The sequence below is a fragment of the Pacificibacter sp. AS14 genome, assembly GCF_038899935.1.
Lineage (GTDB): Bacteria > Pseudomonadota > Alphaproteobacteria > Rhodobacterales > Rhodobacteraceae > Celeribacter.
In genome coordinates this window covers 18,782-41,866 of sequence record NZ_JBBMQI010000018.1, presented here as the reverse complement: position 1 = coordinate 41,866, position 23,085 = coordinate 18,782, and the positions used below count along the sequence as shown (strand labels likewise).

The following is a 23,085-nucleotide window of genomic DNA, read 5'->3' as shown; positions in this document are numbered from 1 at the left end:
AAGTCAAACGCGACGGAGGCTCTATAACCGATGAATCACGATCCCAATAAATTCAAATCACGACGCAGCTGGAATAGGTCCAGACCGCGCCCCTGACATGCAACTTACCCGCATCCGACAAGACGATTTTCTGGCACAATTGGCCCAAGCGCTTGCCGCCTACGGCATCGATGAGGACGACCTGTTACGTGACGAAGATTGTCAAAGGGTGGCCGAAAATCTGCGTCAAACGGGCTAGGATCATCTGCTGTTCGGAGCATGTTTGCCACCAGCGCTAAAGTCATTAAAATTGAAATTATTCAACCGATGGTCGTTAAAGTTTTAATTTAAACATCAAAGAGATATTAAATCAATTTGTTCACCTTGGCAGACATGCGCAGCCGCACCCCGCGCCCGCGCGTCTGATCAAAGGATCATATAATGACAATGTCCATCACCTCTGCTTCGATGGGGATGATGACCAGCCTTCAAAGCCAGTCATCAACATCAGCGCAAGCAACCGAAACCGAACGAAGCCAAACCTCTGGCCCGCCTGCCGGTGGCCCACCGCCTAGCGGAACAGAGGGCGCTGGCGGCCCACCACCTCCAAACGGTCCGCCACCTGGCGGCAACAAAGAGACTTCAGATGCCGATTTGGCCTCTTTATTTGACAGCTTGGTTTCTGAGGAAACCGACGAAGACAGCGAAGATGAAACGCTGACAGGGTCCTCCGAATCTTCGGCTGAGGCAGGATACTCAGCGGCCCTAAGTCTACTATCCGCCTAACATCGATATCTCAACTCGAACCATTTGATGTTTAAGAACATTGCTGATCCCGTGCCAAACCACGGGATCCACTCAAAGTGCATCTTAGATACACGAATCGATCAGCAGATTACGTCAAGTGCGTCATCCACACACTCTTCCTTCTGATCCAATCGTCGCCGCGCATAACATCCACTTGCAACGCAGTGCCGCGACAGGCATCAAAGCGTATGCATGCACGTCAGATCCTCGCCAATTCAATCCACGTCCTCACCGCTCTGGGGGCTTCTTTGGCCTTACTGGCTTTATTTAGCGCCGCTCAAGGTGAGTGGAACCATATGTTTCTTTGGCTACTTGCTGCTCTTGTCGTTGATGGGATTGATGGCCCTCTGGCGCGTAAAGTAGATACAAAAACACACGCCCCGCGCATTGATGGGACCTTGCTTGATCTGGTGGTCGACTTTCTTACCTATGTGTTCGTACCTGTCTTTGCTATTGTGCAGTCGGGCATGATTTCTGGCTGGGCAGGCTGGCTCTGCGCACTCACGGTGGCCACTGTCTCTGCGCTCTATTTTGCAGACACCCGCATGAAAACCGAAGATGCCAGTTTCGAAGGGTTTCCAAGCTGTTGGAACATGGTGGCGTTGGTATTTTTTGCTCTGGATCCCCCGGTTTGGATCATGATCACTGTGATGCTGGTGCTCACACCGGCAATGTTTTTACCGATCCGCTTTGTACATCCAACACGTACAGTTCGATGGCGTGTCGCAACCCTGCCGGCGGCAATCGCATGGATTACTGTAGCTGTCCTGTTGCTTATTGCCCCGTCTGCCAAATGGATGGAAGCAGGCCTGATTGCGACCAGCCTATATTTGCTAAGTGCAGGCGCCGCACAACAACTCATTCCACCGTTTCGTAAGGAACAATAATGACAACGAAAGCCATACCCCACTGGGTTGAAAGCACCGTCTAAAATTCAAAAAGCCCCATCGAAACAGACGGGGCTTTTTATTGTACAATAATGATTCTTTAGCTCAAAGCGACATCACACCGACCACAAACACCAGGATGACCGTGCGCTCCGACGTCTGGCAGGATTTTCCAGCAGCGCTGGCATTTCTCGCCTGTCGCTTTTTCGAACACGACACCAACACCCGCCACATCCGTCAAACGGAAAGCTTCATCGGGTGACGGATCGGTGGTGATTGAAATCCCCGACGTGATGCACAAATCGTGGAAAGACACCGTTTTCAGCGCCGCAACGATGCTGGCGTCCTCGATATGAACCACAGGTGCCGCTTCAAGGGACGCGCCGATGACTTTTTCCGTGCGTTGGATTTCCAAAGCCGCAGTCACGACACGGCGCACTTGGCGAATGCCTGCCCATTTCGCGGCCAAAGCCTCATCTTTCCATTCACTTGGCGTCTCAACAAAGTCCTCAAGGTGGATCGAGCTGGCCTCCCCCGGGAAGCGCTCAAGCCAAACCTCTTCCATCGTGAACACCAAGATCGGCGCCAGCCATTTGGTGATGCGGTGGTACAAGATGTCCAAAACAGTGCGCGCTGCACGGCGATTCAACGTATCGCCGTCACAGTACAAAGCGTCTTTGCGGATATCAAAGTAGAAGGCCGACAAATCGACAGTGGCAAATGTGAACACAGCCTGCCACACGCCTGAGAAATCAAAGCTGCGATAGCCTTTTTGTACGGCTTCATCGACTTCTGCCAAACGGTGCAGAACCCAACGCTCAAGCTCTGGCATATCAGCAGGTTCCACGCGGTCTGCGTCAGAGAAATCAGCCAATGAGCCCAGCATATAACGCATGGTGTTGCGCAAACGGCGGTAGCTGTCCGCCGTGCCTTTCAGGATCTCAGGCCCGATACGTTGGTCATTGGTATAGTCAGCTTGCGCCACCCAAAGACGCAAGATATCCGCGCCGTATTGTTTGATGATGGTTTCAGGCACGATGGTATTGCCGATGGACTTGGACATTTTCATGCCCTTTTGATCCAGCGTAAACCCATGTGTTACAACGTTTTTATAGGGTGCGCGGCCTTTGGTGGCAGAAGCCTGCAAAAGCGATGAGTGGAACCAACCACGGTGTTGATCGGTGCCTTCCATATAAACGTCAGCGATGCCATCTTCGGTGCCGTCTTCACGGTCGCGCAAAACGAACGCGTGCGTACAACCAGAATCGAACCACACATCAAGCACGTCAAACACTTGGTCATAGTCATCAGAGTTGGCGATGCCGTCCAAGATGCGCTCTTTGAACCCATCCGTGTACCAGACATCCGCCCCGTGCTCTTCGAACTCGGCCTTGATGCGCGCGTTTAAATCAGCGTTGCGCAGCAAGAAATCAGGGTCCGTTGGCAGCAGGCCTTTTTTGGTGAAACACGACAAAGGCACACCCCAAGCACGTTGACGCGAGAGCACCCAATCGGGACGGCTTTCGATCATGGAATACAGGCGATTGCGGCCTGTTTGCGGTGTCCATGTGACCAATTCATCGATGGAGCGCAGCGCGCGTTCGCGGATGCTATCGCCATACTGGCCCATGCCGTCATCAAGTTTTTTGTCGACAGAGGCAAACCACTGCGGCGTGTTGCGGAACACAATCGGCGCTTTGGAGCGCCAAGAATGTGGATAGCTGTGCTTGACTTGGCCACGCGCGATGATGCCGCCAGTTTCCACCAGTTTGGCGATCACGGTGGTGTTGGCTTTGCCCTCTTTGCCTTTACGATCAAAGACTTGCAGACCCGCAAAAACTGGCACATGCGGTAAGAATTCAGATTCTTCGCCAACGTTGTGCGTCATGCGGTTCATCCAGTTGCGCGCGACGAAGCATTCATAGTCGTCCGCACCGTGGCTTGGCGATGTGTGCACAAAACCTGTACCGGCATCAGCGGTGACGTGATCGCCATCAATCATCGGCACGTCGTAGTCCCAGAAACCGACGTCGTCGGATGCATCGGCATCCGCCATGTAAGGATTGAGCTCTTCGAAAGTGGCTCTGTCAATTTTCGAACCTTCAAGACCAGCAAAGGGATGCGCAAGCGTCAATGCGCCAAGTTCTTCAGAGGTCACATCACGCACACGCTCAAAAGCGGTGGCGCGGGATTTGGTCAGACATTCCGCGGCCAAAGCATCAGCAAAGACGTACAAATCGCCCGGCGCAGTCCAGCTTTCCTCTTCGGTCACAGTCACTTTAAAGAGGCCGTAGTTGATTTTCGGATTATAGGCGACCGCTCTATTCGATGGGATCGTCCAAGGAGTCGTGGTCCAGATCACGACACGGGCATCGGCCAAGTCGTTATCAGACCCAGATGTCACAGAAAACGGCACCCAGATCGTGTGCGATTTGTGATCGTGGTATTCGATCTCGGCCTCAGCCAAGGCCGTTTTCTCAACAGGCGACCACATCACAGGCTTCGAGCCTTGGTACAAAGTACCGTTCATCAAGAACTTCATGAACTCATCGGCGATCACAGCCTCGGCATGAAAATTCATCGTCAAATAGGGGTCATCCCAATTGCCGTTGATGCCGATACGTTTGAATTCTTCGCGCTGAATGCCGACCCAGTTTTCCGCAAACTTACGGCATTCTTGGCGGAAATCCACCACAGGCACGTCGTCTTTATCTTTGCCTTTGGCGCGGTACTGTTCTTCGATCTTCCATTCAATCGGCAGACCGTGACAATCCCAACCGGGCACATAACGCGCGTCATGACCCATCATCTGATGCGAGCGCACGATGATGTCTTTGATGGTTTTGTTCAGCGCATGGCCGATGTGCAGATGCCCGTTCGCATAGGGAGGGCCATCATGCAGCACGAAAGGCGTGCGATCATCAGCTTTGCCCTTGGCGCGCAATTGGTCATAGACGCCGATTTGCGCCCAGCGGTCCAACCAACCGGGTTCGCGTTTGGGCAGGCCCGCGCGCATCGGAAAGTCGGTTTTTGGCAAGTTCAAAGTTGCTTTGTAGTCGGTCGCCTCGTTCGAGGCAGTATCGGGCGTATCAGCGCACATCGCGTCAAATCCTGTCAGATAAGTCTGGGAATGGGTTGGGGCGGCGCGGTGGTCCATACGCCTTGTCCCGGCGGCTCAAGTTCAGAGCGCCGGGCTGGTAATTCGAATAATAATCGCGACCAAAAGATATCTCATGGGCCGCTTATACGTCTGTCAGCGCGCGGGGTAAAGGCGCTATGATGCAGGTGTTTTGACAGGTGTTGTCCTGCGGCGCAGCGCCTCATGCCACGGGGCTAAAAACAGGCATAGGGTACAGGCAATCAAAGGATACGCCATGACGCCTCTGCCGCCGAAGTTCCCGATCACGCCAGACCAGATCGATCAAGTCGTGACGCGGTTCTATGCCCGCGTGCGCAGTCATCCTGATCTTGGACCTGTGTTTGCCAATCATGTGAATGACTGGCGCCCGCATGAGGCCAAAATCGCCAGCTTTTGGCGTAACGCCATCGGGTTGGATCGCAGTTTTGACGGCAACCCACAGCAAGCGCATATGGCGGCGCATGACATTAAGGGCGAACATTTCGCGCTTTGGCTGGCACTATTTGATGACACGCTCTGTGACACAGTTGCGCCCGAGACCGCCGCTGCGTGGTCTGCACTGGCCCACCGTATTGGACGCGCGTTAAAAATGGGTATCGATCAGCGCGATGCCCCCAAAGGGGCCGCCCCTAAACTCTTTTAAACACTCGATATTGCTGCTAGATCAGCGCAACCAGCCCCAAACAGATCGAGGCACGACCATGGCGCATCCGCCCCTTAACATCGGCATCGCAGGTGCAGGCATTGGCGGATTGACGGTGGCGTCATTGCTGGCTGATCAAGGTCACAGAGTGACAGTTTTCGATCAATTTGAGACGCCGCAATCCGTTGGCTCGGGCTTGGTCATTCAACCTGTCGGACGTCGTGTGTTGGATGTTGTGGGCGCAGGGGGGGCTGCGCGCGCTTACGGCCACAACATCAAACGCATGCTGGGGTATGAAACTGCGCGGGGCAGCCGCGTCTTGGATGTGTCTTATGGCACAAGCTACGGCCTAGCCATTCACCGCGCGGCCTTGTTTGACAGCCTGCTCAATGCGGCTCAAACCCGTGACATCACCTTGCAGCAAAGTCGTCACGTGACAGGGCGCACAGATCAACACCTCGAATTCGAGGACGGCACACGTGCAGGGCCCTTTGATTTGATCATCGACGCCAGCGGTGCGCGATCTATTTTGAGCCCTCTGAAACCCCGCGCGCTTCCCTTTGGCGCGATTTGGACCTCGATCGATTGGCCCGACACGGATGTGCCTTTGGGCGAATTATCGCAACGCTACACCCGCGCCAATCGCATGATAGGCGTGATGCCGATGGGGACTATGCCGGGTGAGAGCAAACAAAAAGCCGCACTTTTTTGGTCCTTGCCGCAAGATAGCTATGACGATTGGCGGCTGCGCGGTTTGGATCACTGGAAACAAGAGGCCCAAACGCTTTGGCCTGCGCTTGAGCCGTTCTTGGAGCAAATCGTCTCTGCCGATCAAATGACCATGGCGCGCTACACGCACGGTAAGTTGCGCCGCCCGTTTGGCGATGGCATTGCCTATATTGGCGATGCCGCCCACCGCGCCTCGCCGCAATTGGGACAAGGGGCCAATATGGCACTTTTGGATGCTTGGGCCTTGAGCGAGGCGCTAAAATATTTCCCTGTCAAGAAAGCCCTGCCCGCCTATGCACGCGCAAGACGCGGGCATGTCACAGCTTACCAATGGATGTCTGCTGCTTTTACGCCATTCTATCAATCGAGCAGCAAAATCCTGCCCGTGCTCCGTGATCGCGTGATGTGCCCACTGTCAATGCTGCCGCCCACCAAGCAGATTTTGACCGCTATGGTCAAAGGCACCATGTTGCCGCCTTTGGGGTATCTCACGCCGATGAATCATCCCAAAAATCGCGACGACATTTAGCCGCCAGCCGACCCAAACAACCCCGTCAAAGCGCGTTTCACTGTGCCTGTGACGGATGGTTTTTTGGCAGCGATAAAGGGCAAAGGACGACAGACTTCGATCGCGGCCACGCCGACGCGGGCGGTCAAAGCGCCGTTGACCACGCCTTCGCCAAAACGGCGCGACACTTTGGCCAAAACGCCACCACCAGCAAGAGAGCCGATCAAATCATCGCCCACGGCCACAGCGCCCGTCGCGACCAGATGGGTCAAAACAGATCGCGTCACCCGCCACGACCCAAGTGTGCCAGAGCGACCGCCATAAATTTCAGCGATACGCCGGATCATCCGCAGATTAGCCGTTAGCGCTGTAAAAACATCTGCCAAGGCAATGGGCACAAGGGCTGTGACAGTCGCGACTTGGCGTGCGGCGGCTTCAACCTCGCGGCGCGCTGCGGCATCAAGAGGGATCAGGAATTCCGTTTCCGCCAGTCGCAAAAGCCCGTCCGCATCAAAGACCTCGGCTTTGCGCTCATTGAAACGGTCATTGCCCCAAGACACATCCTTGCGCGCTTTATATACCGATTGCAGCCTGTCCGTGACCAAACGCGCGGCTTTTAAATCTTGGGTTGCGGCTGCATCAACAGCGGCTTTATGCAATGTATCAATGCGTTTTAATCGCGCGAAAGCGGCCAGTTCTTTCAGCGCTATGGCCATCAACACAGCAATGAATGTGCCGGTAAGCGCGAGCGCGCCATAGCCCAAAATCGGGTTGCGCGCGATGAGTCCCGCGACGAAATCATAGCTGGCCAGCGTGACGACAAATGCAAACAACGTGCCCAAAAGGCGCCAAAACCAACGCGCCAAAATCGATGGCTTTCTTGCGGCGAACACGGCAGCACGTTCCATCGCGGACGGCGCACGCAGGGGCAGCAAATCTGGCACAGGGTCCGCGGTGGACGGGGTCACATCTGAGGCCCCGTCAAATTCGATCAGCACAGGGCCACGTTTGAGTTTAGGTTTTGGTAAATCGCTCATAGCTTATCCCCGATCAAAAACTCTGCCGCGCGATCCAGCCGGATATGGGGCGGGCCTTCACCGGGCTTTAGCGTCAACCGTGCCGGTTCAAACCGCATGATTTCATAATCGCCATCCAGCCATTTTTCAGCCCCTTTACGTGCGGGCGCCAAAATGTGAGACGGATCTTCGGGCAGCTCACCAGGATAAAAAGCCGCTTGTTTTCCGTCACTTGTGCGGCCACGAACGCAGTCAAGCATTTCGCCGTTGTGATCAATCGTCTCCTCGACCGTGGCACGCAAGGCGGCAATCGACATAGCAGATGTGCCAGCGCCTGCGAAATTGGCACGGTCGCGGGCATCGCGCACAAGCGCTTCCATGATAGCGGTCAAACGTGGGTGTTGGCTGTGATGAATGTGATCGGCTTTCGAGGCGGCAAACAGCACACGATCCACGCGGCGTTGCCCCAACAGTGCCAGCAAACGCCCCACCCGACCGGGGCGAAAGGCGCTGAGAATGTCCGCTAAAGTGCGGCGCAAATCTTCAACGGCTTTGGGCCCTGCATGGATCGCGCCCAGCGCGTCGACCAACACCACTTGGCGGTCAATTTTGGCAAAGTGATCGCGGAAAAACGGCTTAACGACTTCGCGTTTATAGGCCTCATAGCGCCGTTCAAATTCGCGCGCCAACGTTCCGCGTTTGGCCTCACTGGGAGGCAGGGGAGCGAACGTCAAGACAGGCGAGCCTTCCAATTCACCAGGCAACAAGAACCGCCCCGGTGAGCAATCCGAATAGCCAGCCTCGCGCGCAGCTTTGAGATAGGTCGTAAAGCTTTGCGCCAGTACCTTGGCCTGTTGTTCGTCGTGCTTTGCATCGACGTCGGTGGACCCTAATCTGGCCAGAAACTCCGCGCTTTGACCGCGCGATTTGGCGGCAACAATCGCACTTTCGGACCACTCGGCATAGGATTTTTCCATCAGACCGAGGTCCAAAAGCCATTCTCCCGGATAATCCATGATATCCAAATGTATCGTGCGCAGGCCAGAGAGCATTCCCAAAATCCCCGTGGGCTGTACCTTAAACGACAGGCGCAATTCCGACACGGCGCGGGTGCTGTCCGGCCAATGGGGCACGGAGGCAGTAAGCGCTGCCAAATGGGTCTCGAAATCAAACCGCGGCACGGTGTCATCGGGTTGTGGCTGCAAATAGGCGGCGGTGATGGCCGAGGATGCGCCAAGCTGCGGCATGCGTCCACGATCCAACAGATTGGCCACAAGCGAGGTGATGAATACCGTCTTACCAGCCCGCGACAATCCTGTGATTCCCACGCGGATCACCGGTTCAAACAAGGCCTCATTCACGCCCTCTTGTACCGTCTCGACGCCCCGCACGATGCGGTCGGCGATGTTACCAATGATCAAACCCCTGCCCCTTCACAGTTTTTCTATCTTTAACATAGGCAGACCCATCACTTTTTGAAAGGTGTGTCACCTCATCTAGCCCCGAAAGACTAGACGCGCGCAACAACGCACGGTACATGGCGGTCATGCCCAGATTTGCCCTTCTTATAGAATACAACGGCGCGCCGTTTTCAGGCTGGCAGCGCCAGAAGGTTCAGCCTTCTGTCCAGCAAGCCATTGAAACCGCCCTGCGCAAAGTTGACCCCGATTGCCCCACGATTGGTGCGGCGGGGCGTACTGACGCTGGCGTGCATGCCAAGGGCCAAGTGGCCCATTGTGATTTAGTGCGCGATTGGGATCCGTTTCGGTTGATGGAGGCAGTGAATTTTCACCTCAAGCCTTTGCCTGTAGCGATTCTGAATGCGGTGCGGGTTGATGATGAGTGGCACGCGCGCTATTCGGCCAAAGAGCGGCGCTATACGTTTCGGTTGATTGCGCGGCGCGCACCGGTTGTGCATGGCGCAGGTTTGGTGTGGCAAGTGCGCGGTCCGCTGGATGCTGGGTTGATGCAAGAGGCCGCAAATCGCTTGTTGGGCACTCATGATTTCACAACGTTTCGGTCCACCAGCTGTCAAGCCAATAGCCCAATCAAAACTATGGATGAAATCACTGTCGAAGAGCATGACTATCCTTATGGCAAGGAATATCAGTTTCACTTACGCGCGCGGTCGTTTTTGCACAATCAAGTGCGCTCGATCGTCGGCTCGTTGGAACGCGTCGGGGCCAAATATTGGACGCCTGATGACATGACAAAAGTGCTTGAGGCGCGTGATCGCACCGCCTGCGGACCTGTCAGCCCTCCTGATGGGTTGTACATGACGGGTGTAGGATATGAGACTAAGCCGTTTGGATTTTAACGCAATTTGATCGAATTCCTTCTGCCTTTTGGATCACGCCCAAAGAGCGCCTGATCCTTGCCCTTTTCTGGCCTCATTAAGGTCCGAAAATGCCTCAACACGGGGCTTAAAACGAGGCGACCATGGGTTTTTCAATTTTCACATTCGATCAGATCGCGATGTCTGTCATGACCGTCATCGCCATCCGTGAAGCGATGATCGTTTTGCTGCCTGATCATATCGCAGGTCCGCAAGGATGGTTCATAGACACCTCTGCTGGGGATCGCACCTAGTACACAAGTCGTCAAAGTCTAATTTTTAATCACACATATTCGTATACACAGAATTAGACATGCAAAACGCAACTGCCAGTCGCTTGGAGTGCGCAACTCATTGCCGATACTGCGACAATTTGCTCTACATGACAAAAGATTAATGAAAGCGAGCCAATGGCAAAAGCATCCTCAAAACTGCGCGACACTTTAGCAACGCTGCTGACTCAGATTTACCCCGATCGCGACCCTGCACCTTTGGCAAAAGAAGTGATTAGCGCCTTTTGGCCCGAAGGCACGAAAGCCCGCAGTCGAGGGCGCGCCTTGGGCAACACGCTGTGGAGCGAGGCCGACACATTGGTCATCACCTACGGCAACACATTCATAGACGGCCAACACAAACCTTTGGATTTACTGCGCGATTTTTTGGATCGTTATGTCAAAGGCGTGATTTCTGGTGTGCATATTTTGCCGTTTTTCCCCTTCACCTCGGACGACGGGTTTTCGGTTACAGATTACCGCGCTGTGAACAGCCAGCTGGGCGATTGGCCTGATATTGAGCGCATCGCGGCGGATTTCAGGTTGATGTCGGATTTGGTGCTCAACCATGTGTCGAGCAACTCAAACTGGTTCTCTGACTATCTGCAAGGCCGCGAGCCCTATGATAAATTCTTCAAAGAGGCCCTGCCCAGCGACGATCTAAGCGAAGTCGTGCGCCCCCGAATTTCGCCCTTGTTGCGCGAGGTCGAAACGGCCTCTGGCCCCAAACATGTGTGGTGTACCTTCAGTCACGATCAGATCGATCTCGACTTTGAAAACCCCGAAGTTTTGCTTGAATTTTTACGCGTGACGCGCATTCACATCGATCACGGTATTCGGATCGTGCGCTTGGATGCTGTAGCGTTTTTGTGGAAAGAAATCGGCACCAATTGCATTCACTTGCCCCAAACCCATGCCATCGTGCGGTTGATGCGGGTTTTGTGTGATTACGCCGAAGAACCTGTCGTGTTGCTGACTGAGACCAATGTGCCCAACGCGGAAAACCTCAGCTATTTTGGCAACCGCAATGAAGCGCATATGATCTATAACTTCTCGCTGCCGCCATTGTTGCTGCATGCCCTGCTCAGCGGAACAAGCGTGCATTTGAACCAATGGTTGATGCGGATGCCCCCGGCGCAATTGGGCTGCGCCTACCTGAATTTCGCCGCCTCTCATGACGGAATTGGCGTGCGCGGTGCCGAAGGGTTGCTGTCCGGCGAAGAGCTGGGCAGTGTCATCAATACTGTGCGCGACTTTGGCGGCAAGGTGTCGATGCGCGCCCTGCCCGATGGATCAGAAAAACCATACGAGTTGAACATCACCTTCTTTGACGCGCTCAAAGGCACGATTGACGGCGGCGAAGACGCGCATCAAATCGCGCGGTTCTTGTGTTCACAAACCATCGTGATGGCGCTTGAGGGCGTGCCCGCGTTCTATGTGCATTCCTTGATTGCCACCCCGAACGATACCGAGGCGGTCGACAAAAGCGGCATGAACCGCGCGATAAATCGCCATCGTTGGGATTATGCAGATCTGCGCCAACAGCTGGACGATCCAGAAACGGTGCACGCGCAGGTTTTGGACGCGTTGAAAAACCGTATTTCGATACGCACGGCACAAAAGGCATTCCACCCAAATGCCACGCAGTTTACCATGCAATTGGGCGAAAAAATCTTTGGTATTTGGCGTCAATCGTTGAACCGCGACCAATCTATTTTCGCACTGCACAATGTCTCTGATGAATTGCAGGTACTGCCAACTTTGTCGATCAACTTGATTGATGGCGAAGATTGGTATGACCTTTTGACAGGCAAAAAGCTTGACCTTTCAGACGGGGTTTTGACCTTTCAACCCTATCAATGTCGCTGGGTGTCCAACGTTAAATAGGGCGAACACTGCATCTGGGATGGGCACCCCATCATGCAAACGATAGGCCGGCAAAAGCTTTGCCGGCCAAAAGACTCTTGCAACCCTAGGGCACCTCAGAAAGCGCACCAACATCGCCAGATATGATTAAATCAATGTGTGCCGCGATTTTATTGGCGTCCCAATCCCACCATGCAATCTCAAGCAATTGCGCGACAGTGCCCGCGTCAAATCGCATGCGTACAACGACTGCCGGATTGCCCGCGACAATCGCGTAATCAGGAATTTTGCCCCGCACGACCGCTTTCGCACCCACGATAACACCGCAGCCAAGCTCAGCCCCCGGCAACAACGTGGCCCCACGTCCAATCCAACAGTCATGACCGATGATAGTGTCAAATCCACGGGGCAGCTCACCGCGATATCCAGCGATTTTGGTCTGATCAAACACAGAAAACGGATAGGTCGAAATACCCGACATCGCGTGATTGGCAGAGGCTGTGATGAACTCAACCCCTTGAGCGATTTGGCAAAACTTGCCGATGACAAGACGTTCAGGCGCGCCCGCAAACAAGTAAGGCGCCAAGGTGCTTGCATAGTCATCAAGCAGACGTTGGTCGTTGTAATAGCTCCAATCCCCGACATCGATGTTCGGGTGATCAATCACCTGCGATAGAAACACCGTCGCCGGATCATGTGCGCCGTTTGGAAACACCAATGGATTGCGCAAGCGTGGGTCCGGCATCTTTTTAACTTGGCTGTCCGTCATGTGAATATCCCGTCCCTTAAATACGGGCAGAACTTATCAGACCAATAATACGATGCAACTGATGACGCTTTTACGCCGCGCCGCCTTAGAAACTCAGCGTCGCCTCGACCGCGCGTTTCCACGCTGCGTATTTGTCTTGTCTTTGCGCCTCGTCCATGTGCGGCTCAAACTTAGTGTCGCAAGCCCAAAGTGCTGCAAATGTGGCTTGGTCAGGGTAGACGCCAACATGCATCCCTGCGAGCCATGCCACACCAACAGCCGTGGTTTCATGCACTTTCGGGCGATCCACGGGCGCGCCGATAATATCGGACAAAAACTGCATCGTCCAATCGCTGGCCGTCATCCCACCATCAACCCGTAAAGTGGGCGCAACACCCGTAGCTTGCCAATCGGCGGACATGGCGTCTAACAAATCGCGTGTCTGATAGCCCACGCTTTCAAGCGCTGCTTTCGCCATCTCAGCAGGTCCTGTACCGCGCGTCAGACCAAAGGCAGCACCCCGACAGTCTGCGTTCCAATAGGGCGCACCAAGGCCAACAAAAGCTGGCACAAGGACTACGTTCTGGTGCGGATCGGCCTGCTTGGCCAGCTCTTGTGTTTCAGCCGCGTTGTCAATGATCTGCAACCCGTCACGCAGCCATTGCACCACAGCGCCTGCGATAAAAATAGAGCCCTCAAGCGCATAGGTCGGCTTGCCATTCAATTGATACGCAATGGTCGTCAGTAAACGATTTTTTGAGGTCACAGGCACATCGCCCGTGTTCAGCAGTGCGAAGCACCCCGTTCCATAAGTAGATTTCATCATGCCCGGCTCGAAACAAGCCTGCCCCAAAGTGGCCGCTTGCTGGTCGCCAGCCACGCCACAAATCGGGATCGATGCGCCAAACAAATCAGGCGTTGTGTGACCAAAATCTGCGGCGCAATCTTGGACTTCGGGAAGCATCTGCATCGGAATATCCAACAGATCGCAGATGGTTTTGCTCCACCGACCTTTGCGAATATCATATAGCATCGTGCGCGCTGCATTTGTCGCGTCGGTGACATGCGCCGCACCGCCGGTCATCTTCCAAATCAAAAAACTATCGACAGTGCCAAACAACAAATCGCCTTTTGCTGCACGGTCCCGCGCACCGTCTACGTGGTCCAAAACCCATTTCAGTTTGGTGCTGGAAAAATACGGATCGATCAACAGCCCCGTGCGCTCGACAATCATCGCCTCATGGCCGGCGTCGCGCAGGACGCGGCATAGATCAGCGGTGCGACGGTCCTGCCAAACTACGGCGTTATAAATAGGCACACCTGTATGTTTGTCCCAGACCAATACCGTTTCGCGTTGGTTGGTAATACCGATGGCGGCGATTTGCGAGGCCTGTACATCAGCCTTGTCCATCGCGCCGCGGCAGGTGGCCAGCGTGCTGTCCCACAGATCGTTCGGATCGTGTTCGACCCAGCCCGATTTCGGAAAATGTTGAATGAATTCTTGCTGCTCGGACGCCACAACAGACATGTCGCCATCAAACACCATGGAGCGGGTCGAAGTCGTCCCTTGGTCGATTGCAAGAATGTAAGTCATGTTGTTCACCCTGTTCTAAATATCGAAAGTTGGCGCTAAACGGCTATGCTCAACGCCAAGGCCGGATCACCGCGCAGTAGACGCAGCAGCCATCCATGCGTCAAGCACCTCGATCTCTTGTTTTGTCATGCGCAGACCCAATTTCGAGCGCCGCCAAACGATATCTTCGGCTGTGCGCGCAAACTCTTTGTCGATCAACCAGAGCACTTCGCGTTCGGTCAGATTGGACCCAAAATTCTGCCCCAGATCACTTGCGGCCTTGGCATCGCCAAGCACCTCAAAGGCATCGCGCCCGTAAGCCTTGACCAATCGGGTTGCCCAACGTGCATCTAAAAACGGATAGGACTGCGCCAAACGCTGTGTCAACGCTGCCACGCCATCAACCGGAAAATCACCCCCAGGCAAGGCCACGCCAGCAGTCCACGGCTGTCCGAGTGTGGGGAAAAACGGCGCGATTTTTTCTAACGCGTTTTCCGCCAACCGGCGGTAGGTGGTGATCTTGCCACCAAAGACGTTCAAAATCGGCGCACCTGCTGAGGTATCGACCCTCAAGACATATTCACGCGTCGCAGCCGTGGCAGAACTTGCCCCGTCATCGTATAAAGGCCGCACGCCAGAATAACTCCAAACCACATCGGCATCTGTGACAGGTGTTTTCAAATAGTTCGATGCGAACTCCAACAGATAAGCCTGTTCTTCGGGAGTACACACCGGCTGATTATCCGCGTCTGAATGTTCCGCATCTGTGGTGCCGATCAGCGTGAAATCGGTCTCATAGGGGATCGTGAAAATGATCCGCCCGTCTTCGCCTTGAAAGAAATAACATTTGTCGTGGTCGTAAAGCTTACGGGTGACAATGTGACTGCCGCGCACCAAACGCACCCCCTCGCTGGAATTGATGCGCACGGTGTTTTGGATCACATCTTTGACCCAAGGCCCGCCTGCATTGACCAGCATCCGCGCCACGACAACCCGCGACGCACCGCCGTCTTTGGCCTCAAGCGTGATGTGCCATTGCCCGTCAACTTGTTTGGCTGACACAACCTTGGTGCGAACATTGATTTTCGCGCCGCGGATTTGCGCATCGCGCGCGTTTAAGACCACGAGGCGGCTGTCTTCGATCCAGCAATCTGAATACTCATAGGCCTTTTTGAAACGGTCTTTCAAAGGCGCGCCTTCAGGGGCCGTCGCCAAATTCACCGATGTTGTCGATTTGAGAATTTTGCGCCCGCCAAGAGTGTCATACAGGAACAGCCCAAGCCGAATAAGCCAAGCAGGGCGACGCCCTTTCATCCACGGCATAATGGTGTTGAGCAGCTTTGAGGTCGGCGTGCTGTTTTCGAACCGCATGTCTTTGTGATAGGGCAAAACAAAGCGCATCGGCCAAGAAATATGCGGCATGGCGCGCAGCAATGTCTCACGTTCGATCAAAGCCTCGCGGACCAAACGCACTTCCCAGTACTCGAGATAGCGCAAGCCACCATGAAATAGCTTGGTCGAGGCTGAAGAGGTCGCAGAGGCCAAATCGTTCATCTCAGCCAACTCGACACTGAGGCCACGCCCCACCGCATCACGAGCAATGCCGCACCCATTGATGCCCCCGCCGATGACGAAAAGATCTATGATATCCTGCGGTTCACTTTGGCCCACGAAAAGCCTCCTCGTTCTCAATTTGCGCCGCAAGCAATCTACTTTCAGCAAAATTCAATCAACACTGCTTTAATATTATAATCAATATCGAAAGTTCGTTTACTTTCGATATGATGAAATTTTTTGAATTGCACACGTAAAATTCAAAAATATGATACATCCGAACACAAACGATAAAGCGGCACTCTTGACGAAACCGTTTAGACTGCCGATTGTTTTGACGGGCATAAACGCGCCAAAGGAAAAAAGATGGCCTCGACCTTCAGGCAAAAAGAGATACTCGAACTGGCGCGCATCGACGGCAAGGTCACTGTCGATGGCTTGGCGCAGAAATACGATGTCTCGGTCCAAACAATCCGCCGTGACCTGTCGGATTTGGCCGACAGCGGGCGATTAGAGCGCGTCCACGGAGGTGCTGTGATCGCATCCGGTGTCACCAACATCCGATACGGCGAACGTCGCCGTCTTAATCAGGACGGCAAAAAAGCTATCGCGAAGATCTGCGCCGAGCAGATCCCCGACGGCGCTTCCGTGTTCATGAACATCGGCACCACCACCGAAGCCGTGGCCCATGAATTGCTTGATCATGAGAACCTGCTTGTGGTCACCAACAACCTAAATATCGCCAATATTCTTTCCGCCAATCAAAGCTGTGAAATCATTTTGGCCGGTGGTGTGCTGCGCCGCACAGACGGTGGCATTGTTGGCGGCTTGACCGTGGAAATGGTCAAACAGTTCAAATTCGATTATTCTGTTCTAGGCTGCTCTGCCATCGATGCGGATGGCGATTTGCTGGATTTTGACGGGCAAGAGGTCATGGTGAGCAACACGGCGATCAAACGGTCACGCAAAGTTATGGTGGTTGCGGATCGTTTCAAATTTGACCGTAAGGCGCCGTTGACCATCTGCTCACTGGCAGATGTTGCTATGCTAGTTACCGACAAACACTTACCCCTTGAGCTAGAGCAGAATTGCATCGCTTGGGGAACGAACGTGGTTAGAGCTGAACAATAACACGAAGTAAAATGTTTCAGAAGAATTTGCACCAAACCCAAATTGTTAAATGTACAAAACAATTTGGGTTTGGTGGCGCAGACGAAGGAATTTCCAAATCGCTCCTGCGATATGAGTGATACCAGTAAGTTGTCTTAAACTCTGCGTTTGGCGTTCCGTTTTCTCGAACGGTCCCAAATAAGCGCAGAATTCATACAAATAGTTATCAGTCCTGCACGTGCCCTTGTTGCAGCTGTTCAGACTATACGGCTGACAGCTTTTCTTGAGTATTAAAAGGCCGTAGCTCTATGCCCCGCGTGTAATTTACATAGTGAGCCAACGCTTCGCTGACCGAGATGCACGAACACGTGATTGATGAGAATGCTGCGCTTACCGCTCGTCCATCAACAACATGCCTGATTTCAGCCTGCCCCAGACGGCAGACCCTCTGTCCGGATGATGGATGAGGCCACAAAAGTGGACAGTTTTCGCGAAGAGATCCGCAACGTCTTGGTAAGATAGGGAAGGGAGCGCAAAGGCATCCGCGCCGCACAAAGGATGATTGCAGCGACGATCCAACTCATCTGACCGACTGGCGTGATTTTGATCGGGCTTTGCCCGTGACGATCATTCCTGCCGTAAAAAATTAGTGTCGTGATCCACGCCTTAATATTAAACCAACATTCAAGAGATTGTTGCGTTCGTCACACACACCCAATCATTGGGTGTATTTTTCCTAAAATTAAACAATTATTCTTATTGGTGTTATTGCTATCCTGCCGAAAACCCGTTCAAGTAATTCCTAAGGCGTGAGATTCGTGCAATGCACGGTGCTTTCGCAAAGAGCTCGGATGAGGTTCAAATGCGATATTCTGGTTTTCGTGTGATTAAGGAAGCCCTTACAGGGCACAAAGGGTGGACGCCTGCGTGGCGCGACCCTGAGCCTGCATCCCAGTATGACATCGTGATCGTCGGCGGCGGAGGCCATGGGTTGGCCACTGCACATTACCTTGCCAAGGAATTTGGGCAGGCGCGTGTTGCAGTGATCGAGAAGGGCTGGATCGGTGGCGGCAACGTGGGGCGCAACACGACGATCATCCGGTCCAATTACTTGCTGGACGCAAACGAGCCATTCTATGAATTTTCTCTCAAATTATGGGAAGGTCTGGAACAGGACATCAATTATAACGCCATGGTCAGTCAACGTGGCATCCTGAACCTGATCCATTCGGACGGCCAACGCGATGCGTTCACGCGGCGTGGCAATGCGATGATCTTGAACGGGGCAGACGCCGATATGCTCAGCACCGCTGACATCAAGAAACGCTACCCCTTCTTGAACACTGATGACGCGCGGTTCCCCATCAAAGGCGGCTTGGCCCAGCATCGCGGCGGCACAGTGCGCCATGACGCAGTTGCTTGGGGCTATGCGCGCAGTGCCGACAGTCGCGGCGTCGATATTATCCAGAACTGCGAAGTCACAGGGTTCCGCATCGAAAGCGGCGTGTGCAAAGGCGTCGAAACCACGCGCGGGTTTATTGGCGCGGGCAAGGTCGGCTGCGCAGTTGCGGGCAATTCCTCCCGCCTGATGAGCCTTGCCAACATGCGCCTGCCCATTGAAAGCCACGTGTTGCAGGCCTTCGTGTCTGAGGGCCTGAAACCCGTCCTGCCCGGTGTGATCACCTTTGGCGCGGGGCACTTCTATTGCAGCCAATCAGACAAGGGCGGGCTGGTGTTTGGCGGCGATATCGATGGGTACAATTCCTACGCCCAGCGCGGCAACCTGCCCGCTGTCGAAGACGTTTGTGAAGGCGCGATGGCGATTTTTCCCATGCTTGGGCGCGCGCGGCTTTTGCGGATGTGGGGCGGGATCATGGACATGTCGATGGACGGCTCGCCCATTATCGACAAGACCCATATCGACGGACTCTATTTCAATGGCGGCTGGTGTTACGGCGGCTTCAAGGCGACACCTGCCAGCGGCTTTGCCTTTGCGCATTTACTGGCCAAGGACGCACCGCATCCCACGGCAACGGCCTACCGGTTTGACCGCTTTGAAAAGGGCCTGATGATTGATGAAAAAGGGATGGGCAATCAGCCCAATTTGCACTGATGATTATTGATCACCCCCTGCTTGGCCCGCGTGACAGTTCCGAATTTACCTACATGGGCGACGCCAGATTGCTCGAGCGCCCTGACCCCGAAGGTGCGGATGCAGCGGCGGCGTTTTATGAGTACGCCTACCTGCGCGACAATCCGGCGGGTTGGCACCGCGAGTTGTGGTTTCACGAGGCGGGGGATCGGTCGTGGCTGGTGGTGACGCGCAACACGATGACGCACGAAATCTCCTGTGTTGAACTGGCCCGCGATGTGGCCCGCGCACAAAGGCAATCCAAATGATACAGAAAAACCGGATCGAAGGCGGACAGATCGACCGCAGTGCGACATTCAAATTTACGTTTGATGGGAAACGGTATGAGGGGCATGCGGGCGACACACTTGCCTCGGCCCTTCTTGCCAACGGGGTGCGCTTGATGGGGCGCAGCTTTAAATATCACCGCCCGCGCGGACCGCTGACAGCGGGGTCAGAAGAACCTAACGCGTTGGTGCATTTGCGTGTTGGTGCGCGGCAGGAACCGAACACACGCGCGACCACAGCTGAACTCTTCCACGGCTTGGTGGCCACAAGCCAGAACCGCGTTGGATCGCTGTCGTTTGATCTGTTAGCGGTGAATGACCGTCTGTCGAATTTCCTGACGGCGGGCTTTTATTACAAGACCTTCATGTGGCCCAAGGCGTTTTGGGAAAGGGTGTACGAGCCGATTATTCGCCGTGCGGCGGGCCTCGGGGCGCTTTCGCTTGAGGATGATCCGGATGTTTACGACAAGGGGTATCTGCATTGTGATCTGTTGGTCATTGGCGCGGGTCCTGCGGGCCTAATGGCCGCACTGACGGCTGCGCGCAACGGCGCGGATGTGATCCTCGCGGATGAAGATTTCCGCATGGGTGGGCGATTGAACGCGGAAACCTTTGCGATCGATGACGCCTCTGGTGCGGATTGGGCGACGGCGACGGTCGCGGAGTTGGCCACCCTGCCCAACGTGCGCCTGATGCCGCGCACCACGGTGATCGGCGCGTTTGATCACGGGACTTACGGTGCTGTCGAACGGGTCAGCGACCACATCGCCACGCCGCTTGAGGGCAAGCCGCGCCAAATTCTCTGGCGGATTTACACGCAAAAAACCGTACTCGCGGCTGGCGCGATTGAACGCCCTATTGCATTTAACAACAACGACCGCCCCGGTATCATGACGGCAAGCGCACTGCGCACCTACGCCAACCGGTTCGGCGTCGCTGTTGGCCATCGCACGGCGATTTTCACCAACAATGACGACGGCCACCGCACCGCTGCCGACCTGCACGCCAAGGGCATCAAGGTCATCGTCATTGACCCGCGCCCAGAGGCGCCCCGCGCGATGGACTACGAAGTTCTAGCTGGCGCGCAAGTGACTGACACTATGGGAAGGCTGGGCCTGACTTTCGCGCAGGTTCGCCTCGCTGACGGCACCGAACGCACCATCGAGTGCGGCGCTTTGGGCGTATCGGGTGGCTGGAACCCCAATGTGCATATGACCTGCCATCAACGGGGGCGCCCTGTTTGGAACGGCGAGCTTGCCGCCTTTGTGCCTGCAATCCTGCCGGCTGGAATGACCGTCGCGGGTGCGGCCATGGGCGATTTGTCTACGGCGGGCGCATTGACGGGCGGCGCACGGGCGGCACGCGCTGCGTTAGGCCTGAAAGGCCGCGAGGCCAAAATGCCGATAGCAGAAGACGCCCCCGTCAACATCACCCCATTCTGGTACGTAGAAGGTGCAAGCCGCGCTTGGCTTGACCAGCAAAACGACGTCACCGTGAAAGACGTGAAGCTGAGCCATCAAGAGGGGTTCAGGTCCGTCGAGCACCTGAAACGTTACACGACCCTTGGCATGGCCACCGACCAAGGCAAAACGTCTAACATGGGCGGGCTTGCAATTATGGCCGAGCTTGCGGGCAAAACCATCCCCGAGGTCGGCACAACCATGTTCCGCCCGCCCTATACGCCTGTTGCGATCGGGGCCTTGGCAGGACGTCATCGCGGGCAAGACTTCCACCCCAAACGGCTGACGCCGTCGCACGCATGGGCGCAAGAACAGGGCGCGGTTTTTGTAGAAGTCGGAAACTGGATGCGCGCCCAATGGTTCCCTCGCGCGGGCGAAACCACATGGCGCGAAAGTGTTGACCGAGAGGTCTTGGCCACGCGCGGATCGGTCGGCGTGTGCGATGTGACGACGCTTGGCAAAATCGACGTGCAGGGTGCCGACGCGGCGGATTTTCTAAACAAAATCTATTGCAATGGTTTTGCTAAACTGAACGTGGGCAAGGTGCGTTACGGGCTGATGCTGCGCGAAGACGGGATTGCCATGGATGATGGCACCGCTGCACGATTGGCCGAAGACCACTTCGTCGTCACCACGACAACCGCCAACGCCCTGCCCGTTTACCGCCATATGGAGTTCGTACGCCAGTGCCTTGTGCCGGATATGGACGTGCAGCTGATTTCTACCACCGAAGCCTGGGCGCAATACGCAGTCGCCGGACCAAACGCGCGCCGTGTGCTGGAACAGATCGTCGATCAAGACATCGGCAACGACACGTTCCCGTTCATGGCCTGCGCCGAGATCACGGTCTGTGGTGGCTTGCGCGCGCGGCTGTTCAGGATTTCGTTTAGCGGTGAACTTGCCTATGAAATCGCGGTGCCTACGGCCTATGGCGATGCGCTGATACGGCGGATCATGGAAGCTGGGGCCGAGTTTGACATCACCCCCTACGGCACCGAAGCCCTTGGCGTGATGCGCATGGAAAAGGGCCACGCGGCGGGCAATGAATTGAACGGCACCACCACTGCGGCGAACCTTGGTATGGGGCGGATGGTCAGCACCACGAAAGACAGTATCGGCGCGGTTTTGTCCCGCCGTGAGGGACTTAACAAGCCCGATGACCTGCGCGCGGTCGGGTTGAAACCCGTCAATCCCGCCGATAAAACCCCTGCGGGCGCGCATCTGATGGCGGCGACTGGCCCCGTGGATGCCGCGCATGATCAGGGCTACGTCACATCTGCCTGTTATTCGCCGTCGCTTGGGCACCACATCGCGCTGGCCTTTCTAAAGGACGGCGACAATCGGATGGGTGAAACAATGCGCCTTGTCAGTCCTTTGATGGGTGTGGACGTTGCCGTCGAGATTTGCAGCCCACATTTTGTTGACCCAGAAGGGGAGCGCCTTCGTGCATGATCTCACACCAACACCCGCGCTTGGCGCCGCATCGCAAACCATTGGTACGGTGACGATTGCGGAAAATACGGGGGTCGCTCTGGCGTCCGTTACGGCGCGAAATGGTCAGGCAGACACCTGCGCCAAGATCCTGAAAAAGATCCTTGGGGCCGTGCCAAATGTGGGAAAATCCGTGTTGAACACACCCGAAGAGGGGTTCTGGATAGGACCGGATCAATGGATGATCGGCGCACCAATGCAGACCCACGAAGACATTGACGATCAGTTGAAAGCGGCGCTTTCGGATGCGGCCTCGATCACGGAACAATCAGGCGCTTGGGCCGTGTTTGATGTCATCGGCGCACAGATGCCGGACATGTGCGAATTGCTGTGTAATGTCCCGATCCGCAAAATGGCGGCAGGCGACGTGCAGCGCACGCTGATCCACCAGTTGGGCTGTTTCGTGATCCGCCGCACAGCAGATGATCATATCCGCATTTTTGGCCCGCGCGCCTCGGCGCAGACCTTGCTCCACGCCCTGATCACCGCTGCAACATCAGTGGTGTAACCGCTGCAAGCGGCGCAGAAGACTTGACCCCCCATTCGAAAT

Annotated in this window: 19 protein-coding genes; 13 read left to right on the top strand and 6 right to left on the bottom strand. The window is 55.1% G+C overall.

Translation table 11 applies throughout. From position 1 onward, the window contains the following. The first annotated feature begins 97 nt into the window (after positions 1–97). From WNY38_RS14840 to WNY38_RS14830, 3 genes are all read left to right on the top strand, one after another. Positions 98–238, top strand: a complete 141-nt coding sequence (locus WNY38_RS14840; protein ID WP_342858138.1) for a hypothetical protein — start codon at positions 98–100, stop codon at positions 236–238. A gap of 182 nt (positions 239–420) precedes the next feature. Continuing rightward, the gene (locus WNY38_RS14835; RefSeq protein WP_342858137.1) at positions 421–765 is read left to right on the top strand and encodes a hypothetical protein; all 345 of its coding nucleotides are present in this window, start codon (positions 421–423) and stop codon (positions 763–765) included. 209 nt (positions 766–974) lie between these two features. Further along, entirely contained in the window at positions 975–1,673 is a 699-nt protein-coding gene (locus WNY38_RS14830; RefSeq protein ID WP_342858136.1) for a CDP-alcohol phosphatidyltransferase family protein, read from the top strand. 100 nt (positions 1,674–1,773) lie between these two features. On the opposite strand, the gene ileS is transcribed toward WNY38_RS14830, so the two are convergent. Then, positions 1,774–4,773 carry an isoleucine--tRNA ligase gene (gene ileS, locus WNY38_RS14825; RefSeq protein WP_342858179.1) on the bottom strand — a complete coding sequence of 1,000 codons (3,000 nt, stop codon included), beginning with the start codon at positions 4,771–4,773 and terminating at the stop codon, positions 1,774–1,776. A 274-nt stretch (positions 4,774–5,047) separates the two neighbouring features. On the opposite strand from ileS, the gene WNY38_RS14820 reads away from it, so the two are divergent. Continuing rightward, positions 5,048–5,455, top strand: coding sequence for a group III truncated hemoglobin (locus tag WNY38_RS14820; protein ID WP_342858135.1), 408 nt, complete (start codon positions 5,048–5,050; stop codon positions 5,453–5,455). A gap of 58 nt (positions 5,456–5,513) precedes the next feature. Next, the gene (locus WNY38_RS14815) at positions 5,514–6,713 is read left to right on the top strand and encodes an NAD(P)/FAD-dependent oxidoreductase (RefSeq protein WP_342858134.1); all 1,200 of its coding nucleotides are present in this window, start codon (positions 5,514–5,516) and stop codon (positions 6,711–6,713) included. Here the strand turns inward: WNY38_RS14815 and WNY38_RS14810 are convergent. Both WNY38_RS14810 and WNY38_RS14805 read right to left on the bottom strand, forming a co-directional pair. Further along, entirely contained in the window at positions 6,710–7,729 is a 1,020-nt protein-coding gene (locus tag WNY38_RS14810; RefSeq protein WP_342858133.1) for a TIGR01620 family protein, read from the bottom strand. The two genes, WNY38_RS14815 and WNY38_RS14810, sit on opposite strands and share 4 nt — an antisense overlap. Further along, entirely contained in the window at positions 7,726–9,129 is a 1,404-nt protein-coding gene (locus WNY38_RS14805; protein ID WP_342858132.1) for a YcjX family protein, read from the bottom strand. The genes WNY38_RS14810 and WNY38_RS14805 overlap by 4 nt, the downstream gene beginning before the upstream one ends. Before the next feature lie 125 nt (positions 9,130–9,254). On the opposite strand from WNY38_RS14805, the gene truA reads away from it, so the two are divergent. The 3 genes from truA (at position 9,255) to WNY38_RS14790 (ending at position 12,202) form a co-directional block, all read left to right on the top strand. Further along, positions 9,255–10,025, top strand: a complete 771-nt coding sequence (gene truA, locus WNY38_RS14800) for a tRNA pseudouridine(38-40) synthase TruA (RefSeq protein WP_342858131.1) — start codon at positions 9,255–9,257, stop codon at positions 10,023–10,025. A 122-nt stretch (positions 10,026–10,147) separates the two neighbouring features. After that, the gene (locus WNY38_RS14795) at positions 10,148–10,297 is read left to right on the top strand and encodes a hypothetical protein (protein WP_342858130.1); all 150 of its coding nucleotides are present in this window, start codon (positions 10,148–10,150) and stop codon (positions 10,295–10,297) included. Positions 10,298–10,453: 156 nt separating this feature from the next. Continuing rightward, positions 10,454–12,202, top strand: a complete 1,749-nt coding sequence (locus WNY38_RS14790) for a sugar phosphorylase (protein ID WP_342858129.1) — start codon at positions 10,454–10,456, stop codon at positions 12,200–12,202. A gap of 85 nt (positions 12,203–12,287) precedes the next feature. Here the strand turns inward: WNY38_RS14790 and WNY38_RS14785 are convergent, their stop codons facing one another. The 3 genes from WNY38_RS14785 to glpD form a co-directional block, all read right to left on the bottom strand. Beyond that, positions 12,288–12,950 carry a CatB-related O-acetyltransferase gene (locus WNY38_RS14785; protein WP_342858128.1) on the bottom strand — a complete coding sequence of 221 codons (663 nt, stop codon included), beginning with the start codon at positions 12,948–12,950 and terminating at the stop codon, positions 12,288–12,290. A gap of 85 nt (positions 12,951–13,035) precedes the next feature. Then, a complete protein-coding gene (glpK, locus tag WNY38_RS14780; protein ID WP_342858127.1) occupies positions 13,036–14,523 on the bottom strand; it encodes a glycerol kinase GlpK in 1,488 nt (495 codons plus the stop codon). Positions 14,524–14,589: 66 nt separating this feature from the next. Further along, complete coding sequence (gene glpD / locus WNY38_RS14775; protein ID WP_342858126.1) at positions 14,590–16,173, bottom strand: glycerol-3-phosphate dehydrogenase; 1,584 nt, start codon at positions 16,171–16,173, stop codon at positions 14,590–14,592. A 249-nt stretch (positions 16,174–16,422) separates the two neighbouring features. Here glpD and WNY38_RS14770 point away from each other — a divergent pair, with 249 nt between their 5' ends. From WNY38_RS14770 to WNY38_RS14750, 5 genes are all read left to right on the top strand, one after another. Further along, positions 16,423–17,187, top strand: a complete 765-nt coding sequence (locus tag WNY38_RS14770) for a DeoR/GlpR family DNA-binding transcription regulator (protein ID WP_342858125.1) — start codon at positions 16,423–16,425, stop codon at positions 17,185–17,187. Positions 17,188–18,028: 841 nt separating this feature from the next. Further along, positions 18,029–19,279 (top strand): sarcosine oxidase subunit beta family protein, encoded by a 1,251-nt coding sequence (locus tag WNY38_RS14765; RefSeq protein ID WP_342858124.1) that lies wholly within the window; start codon positions 18,029–18,031, stop codon positions 19,277–19,279. Next, a complete protein-coding gene (locus WNY38_RS14760; RefSeq protein WP_342858123.1) occupies positions 19,279–19,566 on the top strand; it encodes a sarcosine oxidase subunit delta in 288 nt (95 codons plus the stop codon). Before WNY38_RS14765 ends, WNY38_RS14760 begins: the two co-directional genes overlap by 1 nt. Then, positions 19,563–22,496 (top strand): sarcosine oxidase subunit alpha family protein, encoded by a 2,934-nt coding sequence (locus WNY38_RS14755; protein ID WP_342858122.1) that lies wholly within the window; start codon positions 19,563–19,565, stop codon positions 22,494–22,496. Before WNY38_RS14760 ends, WNY38_RS14755 begins: the two co-directional genes overlap by 4 nt. Continuing rightward, entirely contained in the window at positions 22,489–23,043 is a 555-nt protein-coding gene (locus tag WNY38_RS14750) for a sarcosine oxidase subunit gamma (RefSeq protein ID WP_342858121.1), read from the top strand. Before WNY38_RS14755 ends, WNY38_RS14750 begins: the two co-directional genes overlap by 8 nt. Positions 23,044–23,085 lie beyond the last annotated feature (42 nt).

Coding starts and splice junctions, on each gene's coding strand:
- WNY38_RS14840 (WP_342858138.1), top strand. CDS start 98: ATGCAACTTACCCGCATCCGACAAGACGATTTTCTGGCACAATTGGCC.
- WNY38_RS14835 (WP_342858137.1), top strand. CDS start 421: ATGACAATGTCCATCACCTCTGCTTCGATGGGGATGATGACCAGCCTT.
- WNY38_RS14830 (WP_342858136.1), top strand. CDS start 975: ATGCATGCACGTCAGATCCTCGCCAATTCAATCCACGTCCTCACCGCT.
- ileS (WP_342858179.1), bottom strand. CDS start 4,773: ATGTGCGCTGATACGCCCGATACTGCCTCGAACGAGGCGACCGACTAC.
- WNY38_RS14820 (WP_342858135.1), top strand. CDS start 5,048: ATGACGCCTCTGCCGCCGAAGTTCCCGATCACGCCAGACCAGATCGAT.
- WNY38_RS14815 (WP_342858134.1), top strand. CDS start 5,514: ATGGCGCATCCGCCCCTTAACATCGGCATCGCAGGTGCAGGCATTGGC.
- WNY38_RS14810 (WP_342858133.1), bottom strand. CDS start 7,729: ATGAGCGATTTACCAAAACCTAAACTCAAACGTGGCCCTGTGCTGATC.
- truA (WP_342858131.1), top strand. CDS start 9,255: ATGCCCAGATTTGCCCTTCTTATAGAATACAACGGCGCGCCGTTTTCA.
- WNY38_RS14795 (WP_342858130.1), top strand. CDS start 10,148: ATGGGTTTTTCAATTTTCACATTCGATCAGATCGCGATGTCTGTCATG.
- WNY38_RS14790 (WP_342858129.1), top strand. CDS start 10,454: ATGGCAAAAGCATCCTCAAAACTGCGCGACACTTTAGCAACGCTGCTG.
- WNY38_RS14785 (WP_342858128.1), bottom strand. CDS start 12,950: ATGACGGACAGCCAAGTTAAAAAGATGCCGGACCCACGCTTGCGCAAT.
- glpK (WP_342858127.1), bottom strand. CDS start 14,523: ATGACTTACATTCTTGCAATCGACCAAGGGACGACTTCGACCCGCTCC.
- WNY38_RS14770 (WP_342858125.1), top strand. CDS start 16,423: ATGGCCTCGACCTTCAGGCAAAAAGAGATACTCGAACTGGCGCGCATC.
- WNY38_RS14765 (WP_342858124.1), top strand. CDS start 18,029: ATGCGATATTCTGGTTTTCGTGTGATTAAGGAAGCCCTTACAGGGCAC.
- WNY38_RS14760 (WP_342858123.1), top strand. CDS start 19,279: ATGATTATTGATCACCCCCTGCTTGGCCCGCGTGACAGTTCCGAATTT.
- WNY38_RS14755 (WP_342858122.1), top strand. CDS start 19,563: ATGATACAGAAAAACCGGATCGAAGGCGGACAGATCGACCGCAGTGCG.